Genomic DNA, 23,344 nt, shown 5'->3' with positions numbered 1-23,344 from the left:
TACCTTTGATGCTTCGCATCTTAGGTACTTACGTTCGAGAATCCAAAAGAAATTTGGTATTTCTTTTTGTATTCTGCTCACTTAATCGTACCTTTGCACTCTAAATATAATAGGTATATGAATATAGAATCACAGATAATCACATCGGCACAAGAGGCCGTATCATCACTTTACGGACAACAAGTGCCCGAAAAGATGGTGCAACTGCAGAAGACACGTAGTGAGTTTGAGGGTAATCTTACATTAGTGGTATTTCCCTTCCTTAAGATTTCTAAGAAGAATCCAGAACAGACAGCACAAGAGATTGGTCAGTATCTTGCAGACCATTGCGATGCTGTTGCAGGATTCAACGTTGTGAAGGGCTTCCTCAATCTGGTCATTGCGCCAGCAGCATGGCTTGCCCTGCTCAACGATATCAATGCCAACGAACACTATGGTGAGCGTCAAGCTAATGAAAATAGTCCGTTGGTGATGATCGAATACTCTTCGCCCAATACCAACAAACCACTTCACTTAGGACACGTGCGCAACAACCTGTTGGGCTGGTCGTTAGCACAGATTATGCAGGCTAACGGTAATCGTGTAGTGAAGACCAATATTGTCAACGACCGAGGCATACATATCTGTAAGTCTATGTTGGCTTGGTTGAAATATGGCAATGGCGAGACTCCTGAGACAAGCGGTAAGAAGGGCGACCACCTGATTGGTGATTACTATGTTGCTTTCGATAAGCATTATCGCGAAGAAGTAAAGCAACTTGTTGAAAGTGGCATGGACGAAGAACAAGCCAAGCAGGAGGCTCCTCTCATTAAGGAGGCACACGAGATGTTGGTGAAGTGGGAGAATAATGATCCCGAAGTGCGTGCCCTCTGGCAAAAGATGAACAACTGGGTATATGCCGGTTTCGACGAGACCTACAAAAAGATGGGTGTTTCGTTTGATAAGATTTACTATGAATCGCAGACCTATCTCAAGGGTAAAGCCAAAGTAGAGGAAGGACTTGCCAAAGGCCTCTTTGAGCGTCATGCCGACAATTCTGTTTGGGCCGATCTTACTAACGAGGGCCTTGACCAGAAACTGCTGTTGCGTTCCGATGGAACCAGTGTCTATATGACACAGGATATCGGTACTGCTGAAATGCGCTTTCAGGATTACCCCATCGACAAGATGATTTACGTGGTGGGCAATGAACAGAACTACCACTTCCAGGTACTTTCAATACTCCTCGATCGCCTCGGTTTCAAGTGGGGTAAAGAACTTGTCCACTTCTCCTATGGTATGGTCGAACTTCCCAATGGTAAGATGAAGAGCCGTGAAGGTACTGTTGTCGATGCCGACGACTTGATGGCACTCATGGTCAGCGACGCCAAGAAGACCAGTGAGGAGCTGGGTAAGTTTGACGATATGAGCGAAGACGAGCGCAACGAGATTGCACGCATCGTGGGAATGGGTGCCCTGAAATACTTCATTCTGAAGGTTGATGCACGCAAGAATATGCTCTTCAATCCCGAAGAGTCTATCGACTTCAATGGCAATACCGGTCCTTTCATCCAATATACCTATGCCCGTATCCGCAGCATTCTGCGCAAGGCAGGCGAGCAGGGAGCATCTGAAGCACCACTCACCGCAGTTCTTTCCGACAAGGAAACCGAACTCATCCAGAAGATGAGCGAGTATGGCGCTGCCGTAGAGCAGGCCGGTAAAGACTACAGTCCCAGTGGCATTGCCAACTACTGCTACGAACTCACAAAGGTATTCAACCAGTTCTACCACGACTATAGCATCCTCAACGAGGCCGATGAGCAGAAGAAACTCGTGCGTCTTGTTATTGCACGCAACGTGGCAAAAGTCATCCGCAATGGCATGGCACTGCTTGGTATCGAGGTTCCTGAGCGTATGTAGCCCATGCAGAACCCTCCCGACTATCGAAACGACACCGTTCTGCCGTTGCCTCTTGAGGTGACGGCAGACGCGTGGGCCGTCGATGCTGCCTGTTCCGGAAATCCCGGTCCGATGGAATATCAGGCCATCGACTTAGCTACAGGTGCCCGTGTGTTCCATTTCGGTCCGATGAAAGGCACCAACAATATCGGTGAATTTCTCGCCATAGTCCATGCACTCGCACTCATGCAACAGCAAGGACAAACGCAAAAAACCATCTATAGCGACTCTTACAATGCCATTCTTTGGGTGAAGAAGCGTCAGTGTAAGACCAAACTTGAGCGCACACCACAGACAGAACCACTTTATCAGATTATCCAGCGCGCTGAGCGTTGGTTGAATACACATACTTGGACAAACCCCATCATCAAGTGGGAAACCAAGAAATGGGGTGAGGTGCCTGCCGATTTCGGTAGGAAATAAACCTCTTACCCACTAGTTTCACAATATAAAGATTGTATTTCATGGATCATCAATATGCCCTTTTCTTCGATATCGACGGTACTCTCGTTAGTTTCAAAACCCACCAGATACCACCATCTACCATCCTTGCCCTCACACAGGCTAAGGCCAATGGTGCACGCATCTATATTTCTACGGGACGTCCCTATTATATTCTCAACAATCTCAAACCTATCGAACATCTCATTGACGGCTATATCACTACCAACGGAGCACATTGCTTTGTAGGCGAGCGCACCGTTCGTCGTGTGCCTATAGCCCCTGCCGATGTGGATTTGATTCTCAACGATTGTCGTCAGAATGACGATGCTTGTCTCGTTTGTACCGAGTCACGCATGGTGCCATTCAATAGCAAAGAGTGTATTGCACGTATCTTTGAACACGACCTTGCGGTGACCAATATCGACTACGATACGCCCCTTGACGTGGCTATGGAAGAACCTGTCTATCAGTTGTCGGCATTCTTTGATGCCCACCATGAGTCGTTGCTCATGCCCCAAGTGCCCCATTGTGTGTCGGGCAGATGGCATCCGGAGTTTACCGACATTACCCATTGCGATGCTGACAAAGGCAAAGGGCTCATCGCCATGGCAGAGGCGGAAGGTATAGATATGAGCCACACCATCGCTTTCGGTGACGGTGGCAACGATATGAGCATTATTCTCAAGGCTGGAACAGGCATCGCCATGGGTAATGCCATCCCCGAATTGAAGGCTGCTGCTACTTATGTTACTACAAGTGTAGATGATGACGGCATCCTTTTGGCGCTTCGCCATTATGGCATTATCTGATGTCTTAATTCTGTTCTTAGCCCCTAATTTTCTCTGATTTGAGTAATTCTTAGCCCATAATTTTATAAGGTTTGGGTAGCTTTTAGCCCCTAATTTTCTCTGATATAGGTAATTCTTAGCCCATAATTTTATAAGGTTTGGGTAGCTTTTAGCCCCTAATTTTCTCTGATATAGGTAATTCTTAGCCCCTAATTTTATAAAATTTAACCAATTCTTGATTCTTAATTTCATAAAAAAGTGGTATCTTTGCGACTGAAAACCAGTAACATATAGGATATGGCTAAATATAACAAACGATATATAGACAAAGAACTTCAGAACTGGGCAAAGCAAACAGACCGAAAACCTCTGCTATTGCGAGGAGCAAGACAAGTTGGAAAAACAACTGCAGTACGGCATCTTTCGGAGCAATTTGATAACTTTGCAGAAGTGGATTTCAATGAACGGCCTGACATACATTATATGTTTGACGGAACTTATTCACCACAAGAGATCTGCCAATTGTTGTCAATACAGCTTCATCAGCCAATTATTGCAGGCAAAACCCTTTTGTTTTTCGATGAGATACAAGCATGCCCACAAGCAATTAATCGTTTAAGATACTTTTATGAAAAGTATCCAGAACAACATCTAATAGCGGCTGGCTCTCTTTTGGAGTTTGCTTTAGAATCGTTACCATCCTATGGAGTTGGAAGAATAAGAAGTATCTTTATGTATCCATTTTCTTACGAGGAGTTTTTGTGGGCTACGGGTGATGAGATGTTGGCAAGTGTGATAGCCAAAGCAAATCCATTTAATCCACTTCCAGAACCTATACATGAGCAAGCCGTGCGCAAATTGCGGTTGTTCCTGATTATGGGAGGAATGCCCGCTGTGGTATCCAGATATTGTCAAGATGGTAATTTGCAAGAGTGTCAGCACCTATTGCGCGACCTGATACAGTCGTTTAGAGATGATTTTGTAAAGTATCGCCAGCGTGTCCCGTCTGTTCGTATTGATGCCGTATTCCGTTCTGTTGCCGAGCAAGGGCTTGGCAAATTCGTATATAGCAAGGTGAACTGCGATGGAAACAGCGAGCAGATTAAAACAGCACTTGAAACTCTTATCCTTGCCGGACTTGTATATCCAGTAACCCATACGTCTGCCAACGGAATACCTTTGGGAGCAGAAATCAATGAAAAATATCGTCGTATGATATTCCTTGATACTGGATTGTTGCAATGTCTTTTAGGTTTAGACCTTTCAGATATTCTATCCACTACTGACATACAAGTTGTAAATCGTGGTGCCATCGCAGAAACTTTCGTTGGTAACGAAATAGTCAAATCATCCTCTTGTTACGAACCAAAATCACTTTTCTGTTGGCATCGGGAGAAGAGTGGCAGCAATGCTGAAGTGGATTACGTAGTACAACTTGCTGATAAGATACGTCCAATAGAAGTTAAATCGGGTATCAAAGGTTCTATGCAAAGTATGCGTTATTTTCTTCACCAGAAAGACATTGACTATGGGATCCGTACATCACTTGAAAATTTCTGTAGTTATGATGACATCAGGGTCTATCCACTTTATGCCATCAAGAATATTTTCAATAAATGTTGAGCGATAAGCTATTATAACACGTGCAGGGATTCTGGAAGGAATCCCTGCATGTGTTATGTAGTAGCCTGATTATGCTTGTGAGCCTTTATGTTGTTTGCGGCGATAGACGGTGATGGTGTTGTCGGCATAATGGTGATGGCTGACAATGGCGATGTCGGCAGGCAAATGGGGTGCAGGAGTACCGTCTCCAACGGTCATGGGCGATAGCTCTCTCCGTATTTCGTCCCATAATCCCGCTTCTATGAAACTTTCCAATGTCTTTCTTCCTCCTTCCACGATGAGCGACTGGATGCCCTGTTGATGAAGATCATCTATGAGTTGTTGCAGTGGGCGTGCATGGGTTAGAATGATGCGCTTCGGATCTTGTCCTGTCCAGTGTCGCACGTTGAGAGCCGGTTTGTCGCGCTCAGCAGTGGTATGTCCCACCAATATAGCCATTTCCTCCGATCTCAGTTTGTGTGAAAGCATTTGCGTTTGCGGATTGGAAATCATTACTGGGTGGTAATGGTCATCGATAAATCCATCGCCCGTCTGTGCCCATTTCAGGATGATGTATGGTCGTTGTTGGGCATGATAAGTAAAGAATCGCCTGTTGAGCCACCAACACTCATCCTCCAACAATCCCACTTCCACCTTTATTCCAGCTTCACGCAACTTTCTGATGCCCCGTCCTTGCACTTGGGCAAATGGGTCGATGATGCCCACCACAACGCGCTTCACTCCCTTGCTGATAATCAGATCGGCGCAAGGTGGCGTCTTGCCCCAGTGTGAGCAGGGTTCGAGCGACACATAGACGGTTGCCTCTTTGAGCAACGGTTCGTCGTCTTGACGTACAGAAGCAAAGGCATTCACTTCAGCATGACCTTGTCCGCATCTCACGTGATAGCCCTCTCCAATGATTCTTCCGCGTGCTGTAATCACCGCACCCACCATCGGGTTAGGTCGTGTGGATAGCAGTCCGTTCTCTGCCAGTTGTATGCAACGTCGCATATATTTCACGTCGTCGTCCGTCCAAACCGGTTGCTTGTTGTCGTGTTCCATATATATAAATAGGTGTATGTTGTCTTGTTGTAGGCCGTGTCCGTATGTTATGTCATCCAGATTAAATACCGAAATAGACCATGAGTCCTCCGAGTATGATATATACCACCGCATAGGGAATAGCCGAAAGCATAATCTCTCCGTCCTTTCCTTGCATATCACACGATGCAGTAGCAATAGCGATACTTTGTGGTGAAATCATCTTTCCACCAGTTGCACCAGTGGTATTTGCAGCGACGAGCCAGTTGCTTTCCGAGCCAGAGATGCCATAGAATGACGATGTGCCCGTCATGCCCAACTGTCCTGCCACATTGGCTTGTAGTTTTGCGAAAAGTATATTCGACGAGGTATCAGATCCTGTAACGAATGTTCCGATAGCGCCGATGAGTGGTGCAAAGAATGGATAGAACGATCCAGTCAGTGCCACGAGTCCTGCCGCAATAGCCCCTATCATGCCGCTATAGTTCATGACCGATGCCAATGCGATGAGTGAAACGATGGTCACCACCGTTTTCTGCAGGTTGATGGTAGTACGTGCAAGCACTGTCATCAACTTGCGTAAAGAAAGTCCTTGTATCATTCCACCGATGGTAGCACCTAAGAAGAGCATAAGTCCAGCATTGGATATCCATCCGAATTTGAACGTCGATCCGATGACTGGCAGCGGCACTTTCGATACGAGATGTGTTTTGAGGAAATCGTTGACTGGTGGGCATAGTGCACCGCTGACAAGGATAAACACAAGGATAAAGAGATATACGCTCCATGCGCGGAAGGTCTCTCCGAGTGTGAAGTGTCGTTCGTTCTCACGATGTTCCTTCTTCTTTCCAAAGAGTTTAGCATAGATGATGATAGCCACGATAGCCGCCACACTGCCTATGATAGCAGGAGTTTCCGATCCCAGATAGCGTGCGCAGAGATATTGCACCACTACCGATATGATGCCCGTCCATAGTGCCAGTGCAATGTTTTTCGCCCATGCTTTCCGGTCGGTGAGCATCAGGATGATGAACGGCAGCAGGACGAACAATGGTGAGAGCTGTACCACAGCGAATGCCGATGTCTCGCAAATGGCTTCTGCCGATGCCGATCCGCCCGGTGCCACTTCGTTGCAGAGCGTTGTTACCGGCACTCCCACAGCACCGAATCCCGTAGCCACGGTGTTTCCGATGAGGGCCACCAGTGCCGAGAACATCGGTTTGAATCCCAGTCCGATAAGTATTGCCGCAGGAATAGCCACAGCCGTTCCGAATCCCGCCATACCTTCGAGAAGTCCTCCGAATCCCCATACAAGCATGAGAACGAGTATTCCTTTATCGTCTGTAAACGACGTAAACTGCTGTTTGATAGTTTCTATTTCTTTCGATTCCACCAGTATGTTATAGCTGTAGATAGCCATCAGAATGATGATGAGTATAGGAAATACGGCTTTGAGTATGCCTTCCACAAGACTCCACCACACTACTGCATAGGTACTGGCAGTGGCAAACTTTTCTGGCATCATGCCCATTGCTGGCGCCACGAATAGCGCTAACAGGACGGTGGCAGCCAAAGTGATAAACGCGCTCTTGTGACCGGGCATTTTCAGTCCCAGCATCAATACGAAGAGCAGGATAATGGGGATAATAGCGATAATTGCTGTCATAGGTTTTAGTGTTTTAGTGTATTTGTGTGTAAGTATTTACAGTTTCGTTTTTCGGCTATTGTGCTTCTGCGGTTCGCATTGCCAGCGCTTTGTTTTCTGCAGCCTCCATGATTTCCCGTTCTCCCGGCCCTTTGTCGTTGATGCCACAGAGGTGTAGGATGCCGTGTATGATGACGCGGTGTAGTTCTTCGTCATAGTTTTTATGGAAGAGTTCTGCATTGCTCTTCACGGTGTCGAGTGATATGACGAGGTCTCCGCTGATGATGTCATCCTCATCATAGTCGAAGGTGATGATATCAGTATAATAGTCGTGTTGCAGGTATTCGCGGTTCACCTCCAGTATTTTCTCGTCATCGCAGAAGAGATACCCTATCTCTCCCACCTTTCTTCCATAGGAGGCAGCTACTCTTTTAATCCATGCTGTGGTTTCCCGGCGCTTTATTTTCGGGAATTTCACGTTTTCTGCGTTGTATGTTATCATATTGTCTTTATTGTTTCGTTCTATCTGTATATTGTAGTCATACGCTGTATTTTCATTGCCCAGCGTTATTGCTTCGTTGGTGTTTTAGCTTTGGGCAGATAAGGAGAAACATCTACTCCGAAGTGCATCAGTTCTCGCACCATGGTTGAAGAAACGCTCGAAAGTTGTGGTTCGCTGTATAGCAGCAGTGTTTCCACCCCACTCATTTGTCTGTTGATGTCCGCCTGTTCGCGTTCATACTCAAAGTCTTTTACCGACCTAACCCCTTTGATGATGTACTGCGCCCCCTCGTTGCGAGCGAAATCCACCGCCAGTCCGTAGTATGGTTTCACTTCTATGCGTGGTTCGTCAGCATAGAGTTCGGCAATCGCCTTCATCCGATTTTCCGCCGGTTGCATATAAGGTTTCCCCACATGATCGCCCACTACGCCGATAACGAGTCTGTCAAATAGTGCCACACTTCGTCTGACGATGCTGTCGTGTCCGATGGTAAAGGGGTCGAAGCTTCCCACAAATATTCCTGTTCTCATAGTTTTTATTCGTCAAAGAGTCCTGGTTCCATGATGTTTCCCGTATAGGGGTTGCGTCCAAAGTGCTTGTAAGCCAGTTCGGTGACCATTCTTCCTCGTGGTGTTCGCTTGATGAAACCCTCCATGATGAGGAATGGTTCATAGACTTCCTCCACAGTTCCTGCATCTTCTCCGATAGCCGTAGCAATGGTCGTGATGCCCACCGGTCCCCCTTTAAACTTATCGATGATGGTCAACAGCAGTCTGTTGTCTATCTCGTCCAGTCCGTATTGGTCGATGTTGAGCGCTGTCAATGCCACCTGTGTGATATTGGTGTCGATGCGTCCAGTGCCTCTCACCTGTGCAAAGTCGCGCACTCGTCGCAACAGTGCATTGGCGATACGTGGCGTACCTCTCGATCTTCCCGCTATTTCAGCCGCTGCTTCAGCGGTGATGGGTACACCGAGAATCGATGCCGATCTCGTGATAATGCGTTGTAGCGTCTCTGGTTGGTAATACTGCAAGTGCATGTTGATACCGAAACGTGCGCGCAGTGGAGCCGTCAAGAGTCCGCTTCTTGTAGTAGCCCCCACGAGTGTGAAGGGGTTGAGGTCAATCTGTATGGACCGTGCCGACGGTCCTTTGTCTATCATGATGTCTATGCGATAGTCCTCCATAGCCGAGTATAGATACTCTTCAACCACTGGTGACAGACGGTGTATCTCGTCAATAAAGAGCACATCGTTTTTTTCGAGCGATGTCAGGATGCCTGCCAAGTCGCCCGGTTTGTCGAGCACTGGTCCGCTGGTAATCTTGAATCCCACTCCCAATTCATTGGCAATGATATTGGACAGTGTGGTCTTACCCAGTCCTGGTGGGCCATGGAGCAGGGTGTGGTCCAATGGTTCGCCCCTATATTTAGCAGCCTCTACAAACACCCGGAGATTCTCTACCACTTGTTTCTGTCCGCTGAAATCATCGAACGAGAGTGGTCTGAGTGCGTTCTCATAGTCTTTCTCCGATGCTGAGATCTGCTCTTGTCTTATGTCGAAATCTTCGTCCATCATTGTTTTTTTATCGCTTTTGGTGCAAAGTTAATCATAATTTTTGTAATTTTGCAAAGCGAATAACAAAAAACCATACTATAGTTCATGAAAAGAATCGTTTTCCTCATGCTCTCAGTTGTTGCCGTCTTTTCGGCTGCGGCATCGACCACACGTCCTGTAACAGGCACAGTTATCAACCCCACCGACAGTTGCATCCAGTATGTGGGACGCATCTGTTTCTCCAATCCCATGCGTCCGCGCTTCACTTTCCCTGGCACACAGATCATTGCGCGCTTTACCGGCACCTCGTTGAAGATGATGGCAAAACCTCGCAGTGGCTATTTCATGGCACAAATAGACGGTGCCGAACCCTTCAAAGTGAGTTTCATGGGTGAGCGCGATTCGGTTGTTACACTTGCCACAGCCTTACCTCAAGGTTGTCATGATGTGCGATTGATGTATGTGATAGAAGGTTATGAACTCAAACCCGACTTCCGTGGTTTTGTTCTCGACGCTGGCGCTAAGTTGTTGACAGCCCCTGCATTGCCCCAACGCACTATCGAATTTATCGGCAACAGCATCACCTGCGGTTATGGCAACGAGAGTATCGAGATGAGCGATCCTTTCGAATACGAAACAGAGAACCACTATTTCACCTATGCGCAAATCGCTACGCGTGATCTTGATGCCGTAGCGCATGTCGTGGCACGCAGTGGTATTGGAGTATATCGCAGTTATGACGGTCCGAAGACAGGTACTCCCGACAATGTGATGACCACCGAATATCTCTACACCAACCTCTACGACCGTTCGGAGAAATGGGATTTTGCCCGTTACCAACCTCAGTTGGTGTGCATCAACCTTGGCACCAATGACCTCTCCACCAACAATTACGATACAAAGTTGCTTAAACAAGCCTACAAACGCTTTCTCGCTCAGGTGCGCCAACGCAATCCACATGCCAAAATAGTGTATCTTTGCGGTTCTATGCTCAATGGCAAAGAGCTCGACATAGCCCGTCGAATCCTCGATGAAGTAGTGGCAGAGGCACGCAAGGGCGGTGACGCCGAGGTCTATCGCTTCGACTTCACACCACAAACCGGCGATTTATACTATGGCGCTTCATGGCATCCATCACTCTGGCAACACCAGAAAATGGCAGCTGAGCTCGTTGCATTCTTGCGACCGCTGATGAAGTGGTTTTGATTAACCAAATAGGGAGGATATGGCAAACTACAGCAAGTGGGGGCAGTGCCTATGTCTGCTTCTATGCCTGACAGCATCGCCTTTGATGCTGTCGGCACAGCAATCGCGCCCTTGGCAAGATGATTTTTGGCAGTGGGTTGAGGCTGATGAGGGCGATGCCGCCCAATGGGAAGAGGCATTCGACCAATTGACAGAACTGGAAAACCACCCCATCAACCTGAATAGTGCCACTCGCGAGCAACTTGAGCGGCTGCCTTTTCTTTCCGCCAGACAGGTGGACGACCTCTTGGAGTATGTCTATCGCAACAAGGCCATGCTATCCCTTAGCGAACTGCTGTTGGTGAAGTCGATAGGTGACGATGTGCGCCGACTGCTGTTACACTTTGTCTGTGTGGCACCCGTCGAGCGTCAAATGCCCACGTTGCGACTGGACTCAGCCCTTTTGCGAGGCGACAATACGCTGTCAGCCACCGTCTCCATACCGTTTTACACCCGTAAGGGCTACCGCGATGGATATTTGGGCAAGCGCTATGCCCATACCGTGCGCTATCAGCACAACTATCGCGACCGATTGAAAGTGGGGTTTACGGCAGCACAAGATGCCGGTGAGCCCTTCTTTTCCGACCGCAACAAGATGGGGTATGACCACTATTCCTATTATCTGCAACTCAACCATTTGGGGCGTATCGACCGCCTTTGTCTGGGCATGTATCGGGTGCAGATGGGCATGGGACTCATCATGAACGGAGCTTTCGCCATGGGAAAAACCATGATGCTACAGTCTGCTATGCGATCCTCTGCCGATATCCGAGCCTACAGCTCGCGATCTGTTGCCAACTATCTGCAGGGTGCAGCCCTGACCATGCGCCTGTCTGACCATTGGCGCACCACCGTATTCGGCTCCTACCGACCGCTTGATGCCACGCTCAACGATGATGGAACGGTGCGCACACTGCTCACTTCGGGCTACCATCGCCTGCCTGCCGAGATGGACAAAAAGCATAATACTTACCGATGGGATGCCGGTGGAAGTATTGGCTGGCATGGCAAGAAGGTCTATGTCAATGGCAATTTCGTCTATTCCCACTTCGACCGCACACTTGATCCCGACCGTGAGGGTACTCCCTTCCGTCGCTATCAAGCCGCAGGAGCCACCTTTGCCAATATGAGCGTGGATTACGGTTATATAGGCGATAACATCTCGTTGGCAGGCGAAGCAGCCATCAACCGCCATGGCCACTTGGCTTTGCTGCATCGTGCTACTTGGCATCCTGCCACCTCACTGACTTTTTCAGCCATCCACCGCTACTACGACAAGCAATACACCGCCCTCCATGCCCGCAGTTTCTCGGAAGGAGGCAAGGTGCAAAACGAGCATGGCATGTATGTCGGCATGGAATGGCGACCCTCATGGCGATTTCTGTTGAAGGTATATGCCGACTATACCCACTTTGCTTGGGCACGCTATCAGGTCAGCGCATCGAGCGATGCCTTCGATACCAAGGTGGCTTGCGAGTGGAAGAGCCGCAATTGGATGCTTGATGGCTATTACCGACTGCATCTCACCCAGCGCGACAATGCAGAGAAAACTACCCTCTACAATCGCTACAACCATCGGTTGCGCCTCCGGCTGAGTAGGGCAATAGGTTCGTGGCTATCTTGGCAGACCCAGTTCGACGGCACTTCGGTTAGCATCCATCAGCAGTATTGGGGCTATATGGGTAGTCAGCAGCTGACTTGGAAACGTTCCGCCTTCCGCCTGTCGGGGCGCATGGGCTATTTCCACACCAATAGTTATGAGAGCCGCCTCTATCAGTATGAGCCATCGTTGCGCTATGATTTCTATTTCCCTGCCTTCTATGGTGAAGGCATCAGGTATAGTTTCTTGGCCTCTGCCACCATTGCCAACCGTCTGATGCTAACAGCCAAGTTGGGTGTCACCGATTATTTCGACCGTTCTAAGATAGGCAGTGGCAAGCAGGAAATATGCCATTCCTCGCAACCCGACCTACAGTTGCAGATGGAGTGGAAGTTCTGAACGATCACCATGGTCAGACCTTTTGGCATTGTCTGATATTGATGGTTTCAAAAGACCTGTTTTCTCTGTGTTGTTGAAAAGCCATGTAATATGCTTGTATATAGCGTGTTGCATGCTTGTGGATGTTTCGTTGCTCAGCAAAGTAAATTGAATTGCCGAGGAAAACAAATTGAATTGCTGAGGAAAACAAATTGAATTGCTGAGCAAAATAAATTGATTTGCACACCAATAAAACTTGCATAGCGCTCACAACAGATAGGTATAGGAGTCAAATGAAATATTCAGCGAAGGTGCAAATTCATTGAGTTTGCCGACCAAATTCATTGAATTTGCCGAGTAAATTCAAAAAAAAATGCCGCTACTCACCACGAGCAGCGACATCCAAAGCCTATGTATAACTAAAAATCCTTTTCTAATGTTGTTGACCTTTCGGTCGGGGCTACCTTGCGGTAGTATATCTTGTATAAAACAAAATTCAATTAAAAAAAAGAAAGTTATGGGAGCCTCACGGCGACCACTGTTATCCATATTTCAAACTTTCTTTTTACCAATAACTAAAAACCTAAAACTATAAATATTACTACTAACCTAAAACAATCTATTTGTGTGTGTCATTTTGGAACCTCTTGTTCCTTTTGACGATGCAAAGTTACGATGTTTTTCGATATCTCGCAACATTTTTGCAATAAATCATGCATTAAATTATCATATTCTTGACGTATATCAAGGATTTGTGTGCGAAAACAATGGTTTGTTAACAGGCTTTAACTATCTGAGCGCTATTTTGTTTTACGTGTTTCTGATATTTTGCTTAGGCTTGTATCCGTCGTATGGATGTCCAGTTCTGAACTAAGAAGATACTATTATATTAGATGTGAGCATATTCCTGGTAAGTTGCAGGTGATTCTGAGTTTCTTCCTTTTTTGTATTTGTACACGGCCTATTTAGGCCTTATACAGATTGTATGTAAGTCCCATGTGACTACCAAGTAAGTCCCAAGTAAGTCCTATTTTTACGATGATAAATGGGAGAATGATAGGAGGACAATAGGAGAAAGTTGGAGAGTCTTGCGCTTTGTACTATCTTCTTTGACGTGAAAGTAATGTAAAAATAGGGCAGAATACACAGAATATCGTTTTTTTTTCATAACTTTGCAGCTTGAACTATTATATACTCCAAGACACATGGCTTGTATATTACATATTGAAACCAGCACAGACGTATGTTCGGTGGCAGTGTCGGAAGACAGCCACTGCATTTATCACGAAGAAGACCATAGCGGTCCTAACCATGCCGAACGACTCGGATCAATGGTGGATGAGGCCCTTTCGTTCACTGATAGTCACGCCATTCCATTCGATGCCGTGGCTGTGAGCTGCGGTCCTGGAAGCTATACGGGACTGCGTATCGGTGTGTCAATGGCAAAGGGTGTCTGCTACGGACGTGACTTGAAACTCATTGCCGTTCCTACACTTGAGCTTCTTTGTGTGCCCATACTTCTGCGCGAAGGCATTGAAGACGATGCCTTACTTTGTCCCATGCTCGATGCACGACGCATGGAAGTTTATGCCGCCATCTACGATCGCAGCCTGAAAGAGGTGCGGCCGGTAGGTGCCGACGTTGTGAATGCCGATACTTATCGGCAGTGGCTCGACCAGCATCCCGTATATTTCTTCGGCAATGGTGCGAAGAAGTGTATGGACATCATCGATCATCCCAATGCCCACCATATAGACGGCATTGAGCCACAGGCACGCTGGATGCAGCCGCTGGCAGAGCGCCGATTGCTGGACGGACGTACGGAAGATGTGGCCTACTTTGTGCCTTTCTATCTGAAAGACTTTGTAGCCCTCAAGCCCAAGAAATTACTCTAAAAGACAAAACAACATGACAATGGACATCAAAGGAATAGATTACAATACACAACGCGAGAAACTCGTCATGCCTGAATATGGACGCGAGATTCAGTTGATGGTGCAACATGCCTGTTCGTTACCTTCCAAAGAGGAACGCCTGCGCTGTGCAAAGAGTATCGTCAGACTGATGGAGAGTCGTAATCCGCAAGCCAGAGTCAACAACAGTGACGCACAGGCTTATTGGGATCACCTATATCTCATCAGCGACAAGAAGCTCGATATCGACTGGCCTTACGATGTGTCGTTGGCAGAAAAGTTTTTGGCAAAGCCCGTACCGATTTCTTATAACAAGAGCCGGTTTAAGATGCGTCACTACGGTAGATTGCTTGATGAGTCTTTTGAACGCCTCAAGAGCATGCCGCCGGGAGAGGAACGCGACGAACTAGCACGGTTGACTGCCAATCAGATGAAGCGTGATCTGGCAAATTGGGGACATGGTTCGACAGACGACGAGAAGGTGGCTGACGATATTGCCCGACTGACGGACGGTGTGATACAGCTTGATCTCAACGAATTTAAGTTTGAGAAAATCATTCCCGGTACAGACCCTATTCCCATGAAACGCAATAAGGGAAAAGGTCGCAGATAAGTATTTTTATAACCCCTAACATTCTGATTATGGCATCATTCAAAATCGAAGGCGGACACCTGCTCAGTGGAACCATCGTCCCTCAAGGCGCTAAAAACGAGGCCTTGCAGGTGATCTGTGCAACGTTGCTCACCAACGACGAGGTTATTATACGCAATATTCCCGACATTCGCGACGTCAACAATCTGATACAGTTGTTGAAAGACATCGGTGTGAAAGTCAGTAAGGAACAGCAGGGAGTGTTTCATTTTCAGGCTGATGAACTCAATCTCGACTACCTCGGTAGTGAGGAGTTTGTCCAGAAGTGTGCTGCACTGCGTGGCAGTGTGCTGATGATTGGACCGCTTTTGGCACGTATGGGAAAGGCTGTGATTGCTAAACCTGGGGGTGATAAGATCGGTCGCCGACGCCTTGATACCCATTTTCTCGGCTTCAAATACCTGGGTGCAGACTTCCGACAGAACCCAAAGACGGAAGTTTATGAGATTGCTGCCAAACAGCTCGTTGGCACCTATATGTTGCTTGATGAGGCTTCGGTGACCGGTACTGCCAATATCATCATGGCGGCGGTTCTTGCCAAAGGCACTACAACAATCTATAATGCAGCCTGTGAACCCTATATTCAGCAACTCTGCCACATGCTCAACCGCATGGGTGCCAATATCAGCGGTATCGGATCAAACCTGATAACCATCGTGGGTGTGAAGCATCTGCATGGCACAGCCCACCGCCTTCTGCCTGATATGATTGAGGTGGGATCGTTTATCGGAATGGCTGCCATGGTGGGCAACGGCATACGCATCAAGAATGTGTCGCTCCGCAATCTGGGTATCATTCCAGACGCTTTCCGCAGATTGGGTGTGAAGATTATAGAAGAGGGTGATGACTTGTATATTCCTCGTCAGGAACATTATGAGGTGGACTCTTTCATCGATGGAACTATCATGACGCTGGCTGATGCACCATGGCCTGGACTGACTCCCGACTTGTTGTCGGTGCTCATTGTCGTGGCAACGCAGGCACGTGGCACAGTGCTCTTCCATCAGAAAATGTTTGAGAGCCGACTCTTCTTCGTGGATAAACTCATCGACATGGGAGCGCAAATCATTCTCTGCGACCCACACCGCGCTGTGGTGGTAGGCCACGACAGGGTAAATACGCTGCGCCCGCAACGCATGTCGAGTCCGGATATTCGTGCCGGTATCGCTCTGCTCATCGCTGCCATGAGTGCTGATGGCGTCAGCCAGATCAGCAATATCGAGCAGATCGACCGCGGCTATGAAGATATTGAAGCGCGCCTCAATGCACTTGGTGCACACATTGAACGCATATAATAATTTATATAAATAAGGTGTAGAACGACTGCAAACGATAACAAAGAGTGAGATGATTCGTAAAGAAGAGGTCTATAAGATAGGACGACTGGGCAAGTCGCACGGTGTGAAAGGCGAGGTGAGCCTGCAGTTTACCGATGATGTCTTCGACCGTGTCGAGGCAGAATACCTGATTCTCGATATCGACGGCATACTCGTGCCGTTCTTCATGGAAGAGTATCGCTTCCGTTCAGACAGTCTCGCACTCATCAAATTCTGCGATGTCGATACCCAACAACGGGCAGCAGAACTCACAGGGTGTGATGTCTATTTCCCAAGAAGTCTGGCAGAAGAGGAGGACGCCATGCCTTCACTGTCTATGCTCGTGGGATTCATGCTCGTGGATGCTGATACAGGAAAAGAGGTGGGACGCATTGCATCGATTGACGATTCAACCCATAACATCCTCTTTGAACTCGAAGACGGACGACTCATTCCGGCTTCTGACGACCTAATACACTATATTGACACCACGGAAAGAACCATAAAAACAATTATCCCAGAGGGATTGTTAGAGATATGAAAAAGAAACAAATTGCCATCCTCGGATCTACAGGTTCCATAGGAACACAGGCTCTGCAGGTCATCGAAGAGCATAGCGACCTCTATGAGGTGTATTGTCTCACGGCAAACAACCGTGTGGAACTGCTCGCCGAGCAGGCTCATCGCTTTCATCCGGCAGCTATCGTTATTGCCAATGAGGCACGTTACGATGAACTCAAACGACTCACCGACGATATTCCCGACGTGAAAGTCTATGCTGGAGCACAGGCCATCAACGAGATAGTAGAGGCTAAACCGATTGATATCGTACTCACTGCCATGGTGGGATTTGCTGGACTGACCCCCACCATCCATGCCATCAAAGCAAGAAAGACCATTGCACTGGCCAACAAGGAAACGCTTGTTGTGGCTGGAGAACTGATTGGTAATCTGGCTACGCAGTATCATGCGCCCATCCTGCCAGTAGATAGTGAACACTCGGCAATATTCCAAAGTCTTGTGGGCGAGGATGTCAACCGCATCGACAAGATACTGCTGACAGCTTCTGGAGGCCCCTTCCGCAACTTTACCATTGAGCAGTTGGCACAGGTGACCAAGGCAGATGCACTCCGACATCCTACATGGGACATGGGAGCGAAGATTACTATCGACTCGGCATCGATGATGAACAAGGGCTTCGAAGTCATCGAAGCCAAGTGGCTCTTCGGTGTAAAAGCCTCGCAAATTCAGGTATTGGTACATCCGCAAAGCATTGTCCATTCGGCTGTGCAGTTTGATGACGGTGCGGTCAAAGCGCAACTCGGAGTGCCCGATATGCGACTGCCCATACAGTATGCGTTCTCTTATCCCAAACGTCTGACGCTCTCTGGTGAGCGCCTCGACCTGTTTAAGACCCGCAGCCTTGAATTCTTTGAGCCCGACTTGAAAAAATTCCGTTGCTTGGCACTGGCTTTCGAGGCCATTGAGAAGGGTGGAAACATGCCTTGTATCGTCAACGCAGCTAATGAAATTGTCAATCGCGGATTCCTTGAAGATAAGTGTGGATTCCTGCAGATGAGCGACATCATAGCCGAAACCATGCAACGTTGCACCTACGATGCTTCGCCTACCTATGATACATATATTGCGACCGATGCCGAGGCAAGGCGCATAGCAACAGAACTCATGAATAAATAAAAATCGAATAGACACAAATAACGAATGGAAGTTTTTCTTATTAAACTGCTACAACTGATGTTGGCCATCTCTATCTTGGTGCTCTTGCACGAAGGTGGTCACTTCTTCTTCTCGAAACTTTTTGGAGTGAAAGTAGAGAAGTTCTATATGTTCTTCGACTGGAAATTCAGTCTTTTCAAATTTAAACCCAAAAACAGCGACACTGAATATGGTATCGGATGGATTCCCCTTGGCGGTTATTGCAAGATTGCCGGTATGATCGACGAGAGCTTCGATACCGACCAGATGAAGCAACCCGCACAGCCTTGGGAGTTCAGAAGCAAACCGGCATGGCAGCGATTGCTGATCATGATAGGCGGTGTGCTGGTCAACTTCCTCCTTGCGCTGTTTATCTACTCCATGATTCTCTTCTATTGGGGAGATACCTATGTGCCAGTGAAAGACATGACTGGCGGTATGAAGTTTAATAAAGAGGCTAAGGCTCTCGGTTTCCGCGATGGTGATATTCTCGTGGGAACAGAGAAGGGCGCCTTCAAAGATTTTAGTGCCGACCTGTATCGCGATATCGCTGCAGCACAACAGGTGGAGGTGATTCGTCAGGGAAAAACCGTGACGGTGAATCTGCCTGGTGACCTGAATCTCCTGAATATGATGAAGGCAGAACCCTCGTTCGTGCGTCCGCTCCTTCCTGCAGTGGCAGACTCTGTCGTGCCCAATATGCCTGCATCGCAAATTGGAATGAAGAAAGGCGACCGAATACTGGCGGTCAATGGACATGCAGTGGATTCATACAATGAGATTATCGACCAGTTGGATCGTCGCTCCGACCTGTTGGCAGATGCTAAATCGCCTGCCGATAGCCTCAAAGTGCGCACCATCCCTGTGGTATTTACCAATGGCGTAAAAACCGATACTGCCGTGGTGACGCTCACTGCCGATATGCGTTTGGGATTCACCGTACAGAGCGTAGCGGGTCTCTATAAACCATATACACAGAAATATGGATTCTTTGAGAGCTTCCCTGCTGGTGTCAAATATGGCATGCATGTGCTTGGTTCCTATGTTGACGACCTGAAATATGTGTTTACTGCCGATGGCGCTAAGAGTCTCGGAGGATTCGGAGCCATTGGAAATCTCTTCCCCTCAACATGGGATTGGTATCTCTTCTGGAAGATGACCGCATTCCTGTCTATCATTCTGGCATTTATGAATATTCTGCCCATACCTATCCTCGATGGCGGATATGTGCTTTTCCTCATCTATGAGATTATCACACGTCGTAAACCATCCGAAAACTTCATGATACGTGCCAATTATGTGGGACTTGCCTTACTCATGCTCCTTATGATTGTGGCTAACCTCAACGATGTGTTGCGTTGGATTGGTATCATGTAATAATCATAGGACAGAACAGCTATCAAATAACATAAGCGCTCATGCACGTATATATGAATAGGTACGTGCGTGAGCGCTTTGTCTTTAGTGGAACTTTCATCAGGTGGAATGCCACGATGCTTATGACATTCTCTAAAAATTTTAGTTTTCAGAAAATTTCGACCACACGACCACGGAAGTGTGTATCGCATTATCATACAGTGTTTTATGCTGTGGTCGAAGCTGTTTCTATCGACCACCCATCGACCACCGCCAAAATTCGTCGAATTTCATATCTCAGTCCAAGATACGTATAGTTAGACATTTCCCAACCTTTGGTAAAGGTATTGCCTAACGTTTGTTAAGAGTGTTTTCGAACATTTGTCAAGACTGTTTCGAAACGATTGAAAAAGGTCTTTTCTGCGTTTGAAAAAGATATTATCTAACGTTTGAAAAAGATATTGTCCAACGTTTGACAAAGGTATTGTCCAATATTTGATAAAGGTATTGTCCAATATCTGACAAAGGTATTGCCCAACGTTTGATAAAGGTATTATCAAGGTTGTGAAAAACGATGATAAACAACATCTCTAACTTATATATCGATATGCAGGACTTGCTTTGCTTGGTCAGTGTTGATAATCGATGGCAATCCGGTGGTCGAAGGGTGGTCGATGATAATAGTTTCGACCACCACTTAAAGTTCTAAACTACTGCATGTTAGACTATAGAGGTGGTCGAGTGGTCGATTTTTACGACATCGCGTGCGCGCGAGTGCGCGTGCGCGATCCTTAAATATTATATATGGACCGAAGCATATTTTATGCTGACCATCATTATTAGTGTGTGCTAAGTAAAAAAGGTGAGAGTGTGTCTGTTTATGACACACTCTCATGATGAATTATTATTTTTTTTTAGTTTATGACGCCGCTAACAATTCCGTTTTCTATCATAACGATGCTGCCAGATTCATAAGACCACATGGTACGTTGTGAGTTTTCTGTGACTGTAAGGGGTTTACCCTTTGCCAATATAACCTCGTTGGGGTTCATACCTTTTACTACTTGTCCATTGATAATGGCTTCCCAATGAGACAAATCAATATTTTCTCCAAGGATTTCTTTCATTGTTTGTTGCATAAACTGATTGCATAAAACAGAAAACTTATCAACATATTCCTTGTTCTGGGGTTTCTTCTCTAAATTCAACTTGTCTAATGATACGGTCTTGAATACAGCCATAACACCCTTTGGAATACATTTTACGTCTTTTACAAGAAATTCTATCTTCCCCTTGTTTACCCCAATGTTGAGTTGAAAGGTATAAGCCTTGTCTGAGTTTTCGCTTTCTTCAATGCTACAACCGACGCTTAATGATAGCTTTTTCGCATCACACTTCAGTGTATTCTCAATGATGTTGCTTGATTTCTCTATTGCCCAGAGTGCAGCGCTTCCGAAGGTCGCTTTCTCGTCATATTTGCATGGTTGAGAACCTTTGCAAATATAGCTGTTGCCTTCTTTAATCAAGGTGTAGCTCTCTTGTGCATGTGCAAAGGTAATAGACGTCATCATTAATGCTGTCAAAATCATGAATTTCATATCATCATCTCTTTATTGTTAAAGAAAATAATCTGCCCAACATCCATTATAGTAACAGATGTTCGGCAGACCATTAAGTTATTCTTTTTTTGTTAGAATACGATACCGACAGTGGCTGCAAGATTGTTCAATTTGCAACTGTATGACTCGTTTCCTGCATAATTGGTCAGACCACCACCATAAGTTACACCAACATAGAATTTACCCAACTCTACATTAACTCCAGCCTGCCAACCAAGGCTAAAGACCTTCACGTCATCAGCGTCTGATAAAATGTTTCCATTGAAAGTCAAACCTGCCAAAGGAGCAATCTTGATGCCCTCGGTAACTGGTAACTTGTATGTTACGTTCAAAGGAATAGTGGCTGTGAGGGCATTTAATTCATCAAATGCGTAAGTGGCACCAATACCAGTCTCTATGTATAGAGGCATGCTTTTAGAAACAGAGATACCTTTGGTCCATGACAACGAAGCTCCACTGACAGATCCAGAACCTTCGGCATCAGTACTGATTGAATTGTACGATGCACCAATACGGTTGTAACCACTGCCCTTTTTGTGAGAATAAGTCATGGTGTTTGAGGTAATGAGCTGGGCTGAAGCGCCGAGGCTCATGATTGAGGCGATAGCCAGAACTAATAATTTTTTCATTGTCTTTAAAATTTAAAATTAATATTGAAATTTACTTGTTTGTGTTTCGTTGTACAGCCTTGTTCTGCTTGTTGTCAACAGATATGGCACGTATGCGAGCGCCATCCTGCAATGGAGTAATCCACTTAGAGTCGTCAGCGCCAAGTTGTCCTTCGCCATAGTTGTGGAATTTCACATACTTGGCAGGATAACCACGTACGGTAACATCCAGTCCTTTAGCTTTTTCGTTGTTAATAACATAGAAAGTAGCACCAAGAATAATGTCTGCACCAGCAAGTTTTGTGGCTTTAAATGCTGCGTTAGCCTTGGCATTTTCAAGCATGTCAACACTGATGTCGGAAAGAGGAACACCAGGGAAAATGTTGAAAGACCATTCTTGGCAATCTTTGTTGAGCATTTGAAGTTCGGCTACCATAGGACGAACAAAAAACTCAGACATACCCTCTTGAATACGTGTCTGTGCATGCTCAAATTTAGCCTGTGCAAACATTGAGGATGCACAGCTAACTAGTAATAAAAGTGTAAACGCAATCTTTTTCATACGTGTTTAACTGGCCAACTGACTCCCAAGTATCGGCAATAATACATTGTTACATGAAAAAGTTATTGACTATAAACAAAAAGCGTAGGAGTCTGATCTTGTCACTCGTCCTACGTCTTGAGGCTTCTCGCATTGCCCATTCAGTCAAGAACGAGCAACGTCAGAAACCCACGCCGATTGTTGATATAAAAATCCCATTATACCATACACGTACATTATTATAAAGTAACAACGTACAGCATGATATCAGGGCATTATAAAAACATCCCATGAGCATCTATCGTTGCTTCGTCACGTGACTGAATCATTTTGAAACTTTGCGAGAATTTCAAGACGTCAAGCTACAAAGCGCATGATAAACGCTTCCCATAAATAGTGGCTCTCATTACCTCTGTGGTTTATATCCCTTAGCCTATGCGGAACCTCATACACACTAAAAAAATCTGTGAGCGCATCATGTCGGCGTGGATTCTGCAGTCCAAGTAACAATTCAGCGATAAGTCTCTACTCATCATGTTATAGGAAACTGCATGTTTCATGAAAACCGCTTCAAAATTAAATATTATTTATGAAACGACCAAATGAATTTGAAGTTTTTAACAAAAAAACGGTAACAAATGGCGTGTTTATGCATGTTATATATGTTTTTATGAAGTAAAAATATTGCTTTGTACTGAGGCATATTACTAATAAATAACCATACGCTTGCTGCGCGTTTACAGTGTATGGTTAGTACTCATGAATGTAACTACTCAGCCCCCCACAGCATAAGATAGTCAACTGAACTCGTTAATAATTCACAAACTTGATTTTGTTCCAAAACAAAATCATTGTTAAAGCGGTTTGTATGTATGGTCTTAT

At 46.3% G+C, this 23,344-nt stretch carries 20 protein-coding genes; 12 read left to right on the top strand and 8 right to left on the bottom strand.

Annotation, left to right across the window (positions count from 1 at the left end; translation table 11 throughout):
• Window positions 1–117 precede the first annotated feature (117 nt).
• From argS to CIK93_RS13240, 4 genes are all read left to right on the top strand, one after another.
• Window positions 118–1,902, top strand: a complete 1,785-nt coding sequence (argS, locus tag CIK93_RS13255; RefSeq protein WP_094447624.1) for an arginine--tRNA ligase — start codon at window positions 118–120, stop codon at window positions 1,900–1,902.
• Between the two features lie 3 nt (window positions 1,903–1,905).
• Window positions 1,906–2,364, top strand: a complete 459-nt coding sequence (locus CIK93_RS13250; RefSeq protein ID WP_094435267.1) for an RNase H family protein — start codon at window positions 1,906–1,908, stop codon at window positions 2,362–2,364.
• 41 nt (window positions 2,365–2,405) lie between these two features.
• Window positions 2,406–3,194: a Cof-type HAD-IIB family hydrolase gene (locus CIK93_RS13245; protein ID WP_094447623.1), complete on the top strand. Its 789-nt coding sequence runs from the start codon at window positions 2,406–2,408 to the stop codon at window positions 3,192–3,194.
• Window positions 3,195–3,470: 276 nt separating this feature from the next.
• Complete coding sequence (locus CIK93_RS13240) at window positions 3,471–4,796, top strand: ATP-binding protein (RefSeq protein ID WP_094389841.1); 1,326 nt, start codon at window positions 3,471–3,473, stop codon at window positions 4,794–4,796.
• Between the two features lie 69 nt (window positions 4,797–4,865).
• Here the strand turns inward: CIK93_RS13240 and ribD are convergent, their stop codons facing one another.
• From ribD to ruvB, 5 genes are all read right to left on the bottom strand, one after another.
• On the bottom strand, window positions 4,866–5,837 hold the full coding sequence (gene ribD, locus CIK93_RS13235) for a bifunctional diaminohydroxyphosphoribosylaminopyrimidine deaminase/5-amino-6-(5-phosphoribosylamino)uracil reductase RibD (protein WP_094447622.1): 972 nt from the start codon (window positions 5,835–5,837) through the stop codon (window positions 4,866–4,868).
• A 61-nt stretch (window positions 5,838–5,898) separates the two neighbouring features.
• Window positions 5,899–7,482, bottom strand: a complete 1,584-nt coding sequence (locus CIK93_RS13230; protein ID WP_094447621.1) for an L-lactate permease — start codon at window positions 7,480–7,482, stop codon at window positions 5,899–5,901.
• 55 nt (window positions 7,483–7,537) lie between these two features.
• Window positions 7,538–7,963 (bottom strand): rRNA maturation RNase YbeY, encoded by a 426-nt coding sequence (ybeY, locus tag CIK93_RS13225; protein ID WP_094389838.1) that lies wholly within the window; start codon window positions 7,961–7,963, stop codon window positions 7,538–7,540.
• 65 nt (window positions 7,964–8,028) lie between these two features.
• Window positions 8,029–8,493 (bottom strand): pantetheine-phosphate adenylyltransferase, encoded by a 465-nt coding sequence (gene coaD / locus CIK93_RS13220; protein WP_094389837.1) that lies wholly within the window; start codon window positions 8,491–8,493, stop codon window positions 8,029–8,031.
• Between the two features lie 5 nt (window positions 8,494–8,498).
• Window positions 8,499–9,536 (bottom strand): Holliday junction branch migration DNA helicase RuvB, encoded by a 1,038-nt coding sequence (gene ruvB, locus CIK93_RS13215; RefSeq protein WP_094389880.1) that lies wholly within the window; start codon window positions 9,534–9,536, stop codon window positions 8,499–8,501.
• Window positions 9,537–9,623: 87 nt separating this feature from the next.
• On the opposite strand from ruvB, the gene CIK93_RS13210 reads away from it, so the two are divergent.
• The 8 genes from CIK93_RS13210 to rseP all read left to right on the top strand — a co-directional run bounded on the left by CIK93_RS13210 (window position 9,624) and on the right by rseP (window position 19,715).
• Entirely contained in the window at window positions 9,624–10,724 is a 1,101-nt protein-coding gene (locus tag CIK93_RS13210) for an SGNH/GDSL hydrolase family protein (protein ID WP_094439502.1), read from the top strand.
• A 19-nt stretch (window positions 10,725–10,743) separates the two neighbouring features.
• On the top strand, window positions 10,744–12,762 hold the full coding sequence (locus CIK93_RS13205; RefSeq protein WP_094447620.1) for a helix-hairpin-helix domain-containing protein: 2,019 nt from the start codon (window positions 10,744–10,746) through the stop codon (window positions 12,760–12,762).
• A 1,184-nt stretch (window positions 12,763–13,946) separates the two neighbouring features.
• Window positions 13,947–14,636: a tRNA (adenosine(37)-N6)-threonylcarbamoyltransferase complex dimerization subunit type 1 TsaB gene (gene tsaB, locus CIK93_RS13195; protein ID WP_094447618.1), complete on the top strand. Its 690-nt coding sequence runs from the start codon at window positions 13,947–13,949 to the stop codon at window positions 14,634–14,636.
• A 19-nt stretch (window positions 14,637–14,655) separates the two neighbouring features.
• The gene (locus tag CIK93_RS13190) at window positions 14,656–15,267 is read left to right on the top strand and encodes a DUF4290 domain-containing protein (RefSeq protein WP_094447617.1); all 612 of its coding nucleotides are present in this window, start codon (window positions 14,656–14,658) and stop codon (window positions 15,265–15,267) included.
• A 29-nt stretch (window positions 15,268–15,296) separates the two neighbouring features.
• Window positions 15,297–16,601, top strand: a complete 1,305-nt coding sequence (gene murA, locus CIK93_RS13185) for a UDP-N-acetylglucosamine 1-carboxyvinyltransferase (protein ID WP_094389830.1) — start codon at window positions 15,297–15,299, stop codon at window positions 16,599–16,601.
• Window positions 16,602–16,653: 52 nt separating this feature from the next.
• Entirely contained in the window at window positions 16,654–17,163 is a 510-nt protein-coding gene (gene rimM, locus CIK93_RS13180; RefSeq protein WP_094447616.1) for a ribosome maturation factor RimM, read from the top strand.
• The gene (locus CIK93_RS13175; RefSeq protein ID WP_094435253.1) at window positions 17,160–18,320 is read left to right on the top strand and encodes a 1-deoxy-D-xylulose-5-phosphate reductoisomerase; all 1,161 of its coding nucleotides are present in this window, start codon (window positions 17,160–17,162) and stop codon (window positions 18,318–18,320) included. The genes rimM and CIK93_RS13175 overlap by 4 nt, the downstream gene beginning before the upstream one ends.
• Window positions 18,321–18,344: 24 nt before the next feature.
• Window positions 18,345–19,715 (top strand): RIP metalloprotease RseP, encoded by a 1,371-nt coding sequence (gene rseP / locus CIK93_RS13170; RefSeq protein WP_094389827.1) that lies wholly within the window; start codon window positions 18,345–18,347, stop codon window positions 19,713–19,715.
• Between the two features lie 893 nt (window positions 19,716–20,608).
• Here rseP and CIK93_RS13165 read toward each other — a convergent pair.
• The 3 genes from CIK93_RS13165 to CIK93_RS13155 form a co-directional block, all read right to left on the bottom strand.
• On the bottom strand, window positions 20,609–21,292 hold the full coding sequence (locus tag CIK93_RS13165; protein WP_094447615.1) for a hypothetical protein: 684 nt from the start codon (window positions 21,290–21,292) through the stop codon (window positions 20,609–20,611).
• Between the two features lie 92 nt (window positions 21,293–21,384).
• On the bottom strand, window positions 21,385–21,942 hold the full coding sequence (locus CIK93_RS13160; protein WP_094389825.1) for a hypothetical protein: 558 nt from the start codon (window positions 21,940–21,942) through the stop codon (window positions 21,385–21,387).
• A 31-nt stretch (window positions 21,943–21,973) separates the two neighbouring features.
• Window positions 21,974–22,483 carry a hypothetical protein gene (locus tag CIK93_RS13155; RefSeq protein ID WP_144007572.1) on the bottom strand — a complete coding sequence of 170 codons (510 nt, stop codon included), beginning with the start codon at window positions 22,481–22,483 and terminating at the stop codon, window positions 21,974–21,976.
• Window positions 22,484–23,344: the final 861 nt, after the last annotated feature.

It is taken from the genome of Prevotella sp. P3-92 (genome assembly GCF_002251205.1).
Classification (GTDB): Bacteria; Bacteroidota; Bacteroidia; order Bacteroidales; family Bacteroidaceae; genus Prevotella.
This window is presented reverse-complemented; position numbering and strand designations above follow the sequence as displayed.

Excerpts from the sequence above, each read along its gene's own strand:
- argS (WP_094447624.1), top strand. The coding sequence starts at position 118 with ATGAATATAGAATCACAGATAATCACATCGGCACAAGAGGCCGTATCA.
- CIK93_RS13250 (WP_094435267.1), top strand. The coding sequence starts at position 1,906 with ATGCAGAACCCTCCCGACTATCGAAACGACACCGTTCTGCCGTTGCCT.
- CIK93_RS13245 (WP_094447623.1), top strand. The coding sequence starts at position 2,406 with ATGGATCATCAATATGCCCTTTTCTTCGATATCGACGGTACTCTCGTT.
- CIK93_RS13240 (WP_094389841.1), top strand. The coding sequence starts at position 3,471 with ATGGCTAAATATAACAAACGATATATAGACAAAGAACTTCAGAACTGG.
- ribD (WP_094447622.1), bottom strand. The coding sequence starts at position 5,837 with ATGGAACACGACAACAAGCAACCGGTTTGGACGGACGACGACGTGAAA.
- CIK93_RS13230 (WP_094447621.1), bottom strand. The coding sequence starts at position 7,482 with ATGACAGCAATTATCGCTATTATCCCCATTATCCTGCTCTTCGTATTG.
- ybeY (WP_094389838.1), bottom strand. The coding sequence starts at position 7,963 with ATGATAACATACAACGCAGAAAACGTGAAATTCCCGAAAATAAAGCGC.
- coaD (WP_094389837.1), bottom strand. The coding sequence starts at position 8,493 with ATGAGAACAGGAATATTTGTGGGAAGCTTCGACCCCTTTACCATCGGA.
- ruvB (WP_094389880.1), bottom strand. The coding sequence starts at position 9,536 with ATGGACGAAGATTTCGACATAAGACAAGAGCAGATCTCAGCATCGGAG.
- CIK93_RS13210 (WP_094439502.1), top strand. The coding sequence starts at position 9,624 with ATGAAAAGAATCGTTTTCCTCATGCTCTCAGTTGTTGCCGTCTTTTCG.
- CIK93_RS13205 (WP_094447620.1), top strand. The coding sequence starts at position 10,744 with ATGGCAAACTACAGCAAGTGGGGGCAGTGCCTATGTCTGCTTCTATGC.
- tsaB (WP_094447618.1), top strand. The coding sequence starts at position 13,947 with ATGGCTTGTATATTACATATTGAAACCAGCACAGACGTATGTTCGGTG.
- CIK93_RS13190 (WP_094447617.1), top strand. The coding sequence starts at position 14,656 with ATGGACATCAAAGGAATAGATTACAATACACAACGCGAGAAACTCGTC.
- murA (WP_094389830.1), top strand. The coding sequence starts at position 15,297 with ATGGCATCATTCAAAATCGAAGGCGGACACCTGCTCAGTGGAACCATC.
- rimM (WP_094447616.1), top strand. The coding sequence starts at position 16,654 with ATGATTCGTAAAGAAGAGGTCTATAAGATAGGACGACTGGGCAAGTCG.
- CIK93_RS13175 (WP_094435253.1), top strand. The coding sequence starts at position 17,160 with ATGAAAAAGAAACAAATTGCCATCCTCGGATCTACAGGTTCCATAGGA.
- rseP (WP_094389827.1), top strand. The coding sequence starts at position 18,345 with ATGGAAGTTTTTCTTATTAAACTGCTACAACTGATGTTGGCCATCTCT.
- CIK93_RS13165 (WP_094447615.1), bottom strand. The coding sequence starts at position 21,292 with ATGAAATTCATGATTTTGACAGCATTAATGATGACGTCTATTACCTTT.
- CIK93_RS13160 (WP_094389825.1), bottom strand. The coding sequence starts at position 21,942 with ATGAAAAAATTATTAGTTCTGGCTATCGCCTCAATCATGAGCCTCGGC.
- CIK93_RS13155 (WP_144007572.1), bottom strand. The coding sequence starts at position 22,483 with ATGAAAAAGATTGCGTTTACACTTTTATTACTAGTTAGCTGTGCATCC.